We start from the raw sequence: 6,202 nt of genomic DNA on the forward strand, positions 1-6,202 counted from the left end.
CTCCGATTATTCGCGGTTGGTCAGTCCGACTCGTCCAGAAATTTAGCAACGTCCTCCAGTTCGACATCCTTCGCCAGAAATGACTGTCCGATACCGTTTGCAAGCAGGAAGGGCAGGGTGCCGCCGCTCATCTTCTTGTCGTGCATCATATGGTCAACCAGTCGTTGACCGGATGCATTTACCGACGCACTCGCCAAATCATGGGGCAAATTGACCGACTTCAGATGGGATCGGACGCGTTCCGCTTCGGCCGGGTCGCAATGGCCACGGCGCACCGAATATCCGAATGCCAGCGCCATCCCCGCCGCAACGGCTTCTCCGTGGACCAGCTTGTCCGAAAAACCGGTCTCCGCCTCCAGCGCATGGCCGAATGTATGGCCCAGGTTGAGCAGGGCGCGGCGACCGCTGAGCTCTTTCTCGTCTTCCCCGACGATCAGCGCTTTGGCGCGAACACTGTGGATGATCGCCTTGCTAAGGGCTTCCGGATCGCGATTCAGCACATCGCTGCCATTGGCTTCACACCAGGTGAAGAAATCCGCGTCGCTGATCAATCCATATTTGATCACTTCGGCATAGCCGGCCCGTAATTCCCGGTCTGGCAAGCTGTTCAGCACCAGTGGATCAATCAGTACAAAGAGAGGTTGATTGAAACTGCCGATCAGATTCTTCCCGGCTGAACTGTTGATCGCCGTCTTGCCACCGACGCTGCTATCCACTTGCGCAAGAAGGCTGGTGGGTATCTGGACGAACCTGCAGCCGCGTTTGACAATTGCTGCTGTAAATCCGGTTAGATCACCAATCACACCACCGCCAAGCGCCACCAGCGTATCGGAACGCTCGACGCCTTGGGCCAATAGCCAGTCGGTCACCAGTTCGAGTTGACGCCAACTCTTGCTCGATTCTCCAGCCGGCATGCTTTTAACCACCAGATCGATTCCGCTTCCGGCAAAAGCAGTCTGCAACTTTGGTAGCAGATGACGTCCGACATTCTCGTCGGTGAGAATAAATAGTCGCCGATTATTGGCATATCCCTGCAGATGCGTCGCAACCCGCTCCAATGCACCGGGTTCCACCAATATGGGGTAGCTGTGCTCGCCTAGTTCAACAGTGATTTGGGTCAACGCTGTAATGCCTCGATAATCTTTTCTACGGTAATTTCATGGGGCGAATCATTGCCCATGACATGGATATGTGCCGTGGCATAAACGGGATTTCTTGTCGCCGCCAGATCGGCTAGAATCTTGGCAGGGTCACCGGATTTCAGCAATGGTCTGGTATTGCGCCGTCCCACGCGTTTTACCAACGTCTCCAGGTCAGCGTCGAGCCAGATTGCGATTGCTTTTTCCAGAATCAGCGTCCGGGTTTCGTCGTTCATAAACGCTCCACCGCCGGTAGCGATAATCTGACGCTTGCCTTCCATCAGGCGTGCGATCACGCGGCGTTCGCCGTCACGGAAATAGCCTTCACCGAAACGGCTAAAAATTTCTTCTACCGTAAGACCTGCCGCCCGTTCGATCTCCTCGTCGGCGTCCACGAACGCAAGATTCATGCGTTTTGCCAGACGCCGGCCCACTGTAGTTTTGCCGACTCCCATCAAACCGACCAGAACAATAGGCTTGTCTGAACCGGAAACCGGTTTTTCACCGGAATTTCCTGCTGAATTGTCGAAAGAGGCTTTAATGTTTTTATCCATTGGGGCAAAGGCTATACAGCGGTTGGCTAAGGGTGCAATTTCCAATGCTGATTATGCTAGTTTTTTAACCGTTCGAAAGATTGAACCACATCTATGCCGCGTAAGTTGGTCTATTTAATTTTGTTTGTTGCTGTCCTGGTCGGCGCGGCTGTTTATCTGGCCTCGATGGATGTCGAGCAGCCACTGCAATCGGTTGAAAAGCCTGTTATTGGTGATGATCTGCAGTAAAATGCGAGCGCGTATCAAACACATATCTTTAACTGCGGTGAGTCTTGGTGCTCTATTGGTAGCGATCCCGGTATTGGGGCAGGACTCGCCGGAGTCGTTGCTACCGCCGGGCTTTGGAGATGCTGCGCCTTCGCCCAGCCCCGCACCCGCGGCCGCTCCAACGCCAGCGCCAGGTCCGGTTTCGGCGCGGCCTGCAACCCCTCAGCCTAGTGACTCATCAACCCGACCTGGTGCGGATGGCAATGTTCCTGACCTTGGTTCCGTTTCCCCGTCGTTAACTCTCGATGAGAACGGGGACCTTGATTTGAACGCGCTAGATGATGCGCTGCAGTCCCAATATCGTCTTTCCGCAGGCGAAAGGCGGTCGATGGTAGAAATCGGCGTTTTAACGCCTCAGCACAATGGCTTGGCGGTAGATGCCTTCGGTCAAGAGGGTGGGCAATATCTGACCAACTTGATCAGAAACTTGCGTGGTCCGATCATTTCTCGCTGGGGTTCGATTCTGTTACGACGTACTTTGCTAAGCAAGGTCACCAGCCCTGAGAATGTGAATCCTGCGGATTGGACTGCCGAACGAGCGTGGCGTCTGCTACTCATGGGCGAGGCAGATGCCGCCCGCTCGCTCGTGATGAAGGTTGATGGTGATAATTACACGCCGAGACTCTACGAAGTAGCAATGCAGGCCCATCTGGCGACTGCCGATCCCGCCGGTATCTGCCCTCTCGTTGATGGTGGTGCGCGAGTCAGTGATGCACCGACATGGACCATGTTCCGTCCTATATGTGCATCCTTTGTGGGAGAGCAAAGCCGCGCGACCAGCTTGCTCCAGCAGGCGAGGCGCGACAAGGCGGCCACCGGAATAGATTATTTGCTGGCAGAAAAGACGATCGGCGCCGGTTTCGAAGGTCGTCGAGCGGTAACCATCCTGTGGGACGATATCGAGTTCTTTAATAATTGGCGCTTTGGCCTGGGTGCTGCAACCGGCGTTGAGCCGCCAGATCGTTTATATGCCAAGGCCGGTCGCCATGTTCAGGGGTGGCGCGTCCGCGCTCCCATGCTTTCAATGGATTCTCGGATGAAGGCGGCAGATATCGCGGCTGCGATCGGTGTGGTTTCAAGCCAGGCAATGGTAGACCTTTATTCAGCCGCATATGATGATCCGGAAGCGAGTGATGATCGCAGGGCTCTGGCGTCGGTTTTGCGTCAGGCCTATACCAACGATACAGCGGAATCCCGTTTGGCAGCAATGCATGATTTATGGGGGCGGTCCAAAGGGACGCTCACACGATATTCTGCCAAAATCCTGACTGCTCGTGCCGCTGCAAAAATTCCTCCTGCAGATGCTCTTGGCGATCAGAGCGCGGATCTGATCGCGTCGATGCTGGCTGCTGGGCTCGATCGCAGTGCTATCCGATGGGCAGATATTGTTGATCAAGGCAGTGATGGCTGGGCATTGTTAGCCGTGGCATCACCGACCAGAAATATTCCGATCTCTTATGGTGCACTGGATGACTTTGGCGATGCTGATGCCAGTGAAGGGCAACTGCGTAGTAAATTCTTGCTGGCCGCCGTCGCTGGTTTGGGACGAGCCGATCAGCAGACGATAGATGATTTTGCGAGTGATTTGGAGTTAGACCTAGGCCGCTCGACACGATGGACCAAGGCAATCCAGTCGGCCGCGCAACGTGGGCAACAAGGTACAGTGGCATTGCTCGCGGCAGTTGGAATGCAAGGCCGGAACTGGAAGGCGATGTCGCCTTTGCATCTTTACCATATAATGCAGAGCCTGAAACGGGTGGGCCTCGAGCCTGAAGCGCGGATGATCGCGGCCGAAGCCTTGTCACGGACATAGGCTTTGCTTTAATGGCCTTGAGGCTTATTCGGGCAAGCTATGAGTGATGACGCCAATCTGATCGAACGATTTCTCGAAATGCTGGTCGCAGAAGCCGGAGCGTCCCAGCACACTTTGTCGGCTTATCGATCCGATTTGGAGCAAGCATCGGCAATAGCTGGTGGAAGACTGTCCAGCGCGGGTAGAGATGAGATCAAGAATTTATCTGCTCGTTGGCGCAGTCTGCAAAACAGTACGGTCGCTCGCAAATCTTCTAGTTTACGGCGATATTTCGGTTTTTTGGTGGAAGAGGGTTTTCGCGAGAATGATCCGTCCGACGCACTACCACGACCGGGAGTCGTCCGTTCTTTACCCAAGACGCTGTCCCACGCAGAAATCGCGAATCTGTTCCAGTTGATCGCCGAGGGGCTCAATTGCGATCCGGTTAAGCCAGCCACCATCCGGCTTTCTGCCATCATGGAGCTGCTTTATGGTTCCGGATTCAGGGCGAGCGAACTGGTGAGCTTGCAGCGGTCTGCCATTAGCGGGGACAAACCATATTTGATTATCAAAGGAAAAGGGGAAAAGGAGCGGTTGGTACCAGTCTCCCAACAGGCGCGTGCTGCCGTACAGCGGTGGGCGGAATGTATTGATCCGAAAGAAAAATGGCTGTTTCCTTCGCGAAAGGGCCATATCAGTCGCATCAGACTGTACCAGATTATCAAGCAACATGCTGCCAAGGCCGGAATCAACCCGGCCAATATCAGCCCGCATGTCCTGCGCCACGCTTTTGCCACCCATTTGCTCGAGGGAGGAGCAGATCTACGTGCCTTACAGACTCTATTGGGTCACAGTGATATCAGTACCACGCAAATCTACACACACATAGACAGCGCACGACTGGTCGAACTCGTGAATAATCGTCATCCGCTGAGCGAACGAAATCTCGTGCGTTGACGTTTCGTCTGTCCGGTTCTAACTCAATTTCATGACATCTTATCTCGATTTTGAAAAACCAATCGCGGCGCTCGAAGCCCGTATTCTCGAACTAAGAGATACGGCGGACGAAGGTTCGCTCGACATCGAAGCAGAAATCGAAAAGCTGCAGACCAAGTCCGCTAAAATGCTGGCAGACACCTATTCGAAACTGACCCCCTGGCAAAAAACGCAGGTTGCCCGCCATCCGGAGCGGCCACATTTTAAAGATTTTGTAGCGGGTCTGTTCGACGAGTTTCTGCCTCTTGGCGGCGACCGGAATTTTGGCGATGATCAAGCTATTTTGGGTGGTTTTGCTCGATTAGGGGATCGTCGGTTGGTTGTGATCGGCCATGAAAAGGGCGATGATACACAAAGCCGCTTGCGGCATAATTTCGGGATGGGAAAACCGGAGGGATATCGGAAAGCGATCCGTCTGATGGATATGGCCGACCGGTTCTCGCTTCCAGTTTTGACCCTGGTCGATACATCCGGAGCCTTTCCCGGTGTGTCAGCAGAGGAACGAGGGCAGGCGGAGGCGATCGCCCGCTCCACTGAAAAATGCCTCTCGCTCGGTGTTCCGATGGTGGCCATGATCGTGGGTGAAGGAGGTTCAGGCGGCGCCGTGGCTCTGGCGGCGGCAGAACGTGTGTTGATGTTCGAACATGCCGTCTATTCGGTGATTTCGCCCGAAGGTTGCGCTTCTATCCTGTGGCGGACAAGTGACAAGGCTGATGTTGCTGCAGATGCGATGCAAATCACGGCCCAAAATCTGAAAAAACTGGGTGTCATTGACCGGATCGTTTCTGAACCGGTGGGCGGCGCGCACCGCGACCAGAACCTGGCTATCGCTTATCTAAGTAAAGCGATCGAGGAAGAATTTGAGCAGCTGGAAAAGTTCGATCGCGAGGCGCTGAGAAGAATACGCCGAGAAAAATTTCTTCAAATTGGTGCACTTTAGACCAGAACGTATAGATTTTTCGTCGGTGTAGCGCGGCTGAAACGTCATTTTACACGCGGAACCCTTTACCCCCTGATCCGTTCTTATACAGTGCGACAATGAGGAGCTTGCTATGAGAAATTTTTCGACGCGACTGACAACACTTTTGACGAGCGCGGGGGCGGTCATCGCCTTGGTCGCCTGTACGGGCAGTGGCGCCGATGCCGGTGCGGTAGATTCTGCTGGAAGCCAGTCGGGTGAAGTCCGATCGATATCTGTAGCGGAAAAACAGAAAGGGGCGGAAGCTCACCCCCAATTGCTTGAGGAATTCGGCGGTGCATATACCGGCCCTCAAGTTGCCTATGTCGTTCAAGTAGGGCAAAATATCGCCGTACAGTCGGGACTTGGCAACGCGCGTAGTGACTTTACCGTAACGCTGCTCAACAGTCCCGTTAACAACGCTTTCGCCATTCCGGGAGGTTATGTCTATCTCACGCGTCAGTTGATGGCGCTGATGAACGACGAAGCGGAGATG

7 protein-coding genes are annotated in these 6,202 nt (G+C 54.3%); 5 read left to right on the forward strand and 2 right to left on the reverse strand.

All coding sequences use genetic code 11. From position 1 onward, the window contains the following. Window positions 1-20 precede the first annotated feature (20 nt). Window positions 21-1,121, reverse strand: coding sequence for a 3-dehydroquinate synthase (gene aroB / locus AACZ86_RS12795; protein ID WP_339693157.1), 1,101 nt, complete (start codon window positions 1,119-1,121; stop codon window positions 21-23). After that, window positions 1,118-1,738 carry a shikimate kinase gene (locus AACZ86_RS12800; protein WP_339693158.1) on the reverse strand — a complete coding sequence of 207 codons (621 nt, stop codon included), beginning with the start codon at window positions 1,736-1,738 and terminating at the stop codon, window positions 1,118-1,120. The genes aroB and AACZ86_RS12800 overlap by 4 nt, the downstream gene beginning before the upstream one ends. Window positions 1,739-1,786: 48 nt before the next feature. Here AACZ86_RS12800 and AACZ86_RS12805 point away from each other — a divergent pair, with 48 nt between their 5' ends. From AACZ86_RS12805 to AACZ86_RS12825, 5 genes are all read left to right on the forward strand, one after another. Next, window positions 1,787-1,921 carry a hypothetical protein gene (locus AACZ86_RS12805; protein ID WP_339693159.1) on the forward strand — a complete coding sequence of 45 codons (135 nt, stop codon included), beginning with the start codon at window positions 1,787-1,789 and terminating at the stop codon, window positions 1,919-1,921. Further along, window positions 1,887-3,773 carry a hypothetical protein gene (locus AACZ86_RS12810; protein WP_339693161.1) on the forward strand — a complete coding sequence of 629 codons (1,887 nt, stop codon included), beginning with the start codon at window positions 1,887-1,889 and terminating at the stop codon, window positions 3,771-3,773. The genes AACZ86_RS12805 and AACZ86_RS12810 overlap by 35 nt, the downstream gene beginning before the upstream one ends. A gap of 39 nt (window positions 3,774-3,812) precedes the next feature. Then, window positions 3,813-4,709 (forward strand): tyrosine recombinase, encoded by an 897-nt coding sequence (locus tag AACZ86_RS12815; protein ID WP_339693162.1) that lies wholly within the window; start codon window positions 3,813-3,815, stop codon window positions 4,707-4,709. A gap of 31 nt (window positions 4,710-4,740) precedes the next feature. After that, a complete protein-coding gene (locus tag AACZ86_RS12820) occupies window positions 4,741-5,688 on the forward strand; it encodes an acetyl-CoA carboxylase carboxyltransferase subunit alpha (RefSeq protein ID WP_339693163.1) in 948 nt (315 codons plus the stop codon). A gap of 112 nt (window positions 5,689-5,800) precedes the next feature. After that, the coding region (locus AACZ86_RS12825) for a M48 family metalloprotease (RefSeq protein WP_339693165.1) at window positions 5,801-6,202 on the forward strand (402 nt) is incomplete at its 3' end.

Origin of the sequence: uncultured Parasphingorhabdus sp. (assembly GCF_963975735.1) — a bacterium.
Taxonomy (GTDB): Bacteria; Pseudomonadota; Alphaproteobacteria; order Sphingomonadales; family Sphingomonadaceae; genus Parasphingorhabdus.

Bases quoted from the DNA above. Each gene is read 5' to 3' on its own strand.
- AACZ86_RS12805 (WP_339693159.1), top strand. From the start codon at position 1,787: ATGCCGCGTAAGTTGGTCTATTTAATTTTGTTTGTTGCTGTCCTGGTC.
- AACZ86_RS12815 (WP_339693162.1), top strand. From the start codon at position 3,813: ATGAGTGATGACGCCAATCTGATCGAACGATTTCTCGAAATGCTGGTC.
- AACZ86_RS12820 (WP_339693163.1), top strand. From the start codon at position 4,741: ATGACATCTTATCTCGATTTTGAAAAACCAATCGCGGCGCTCGAAGCC.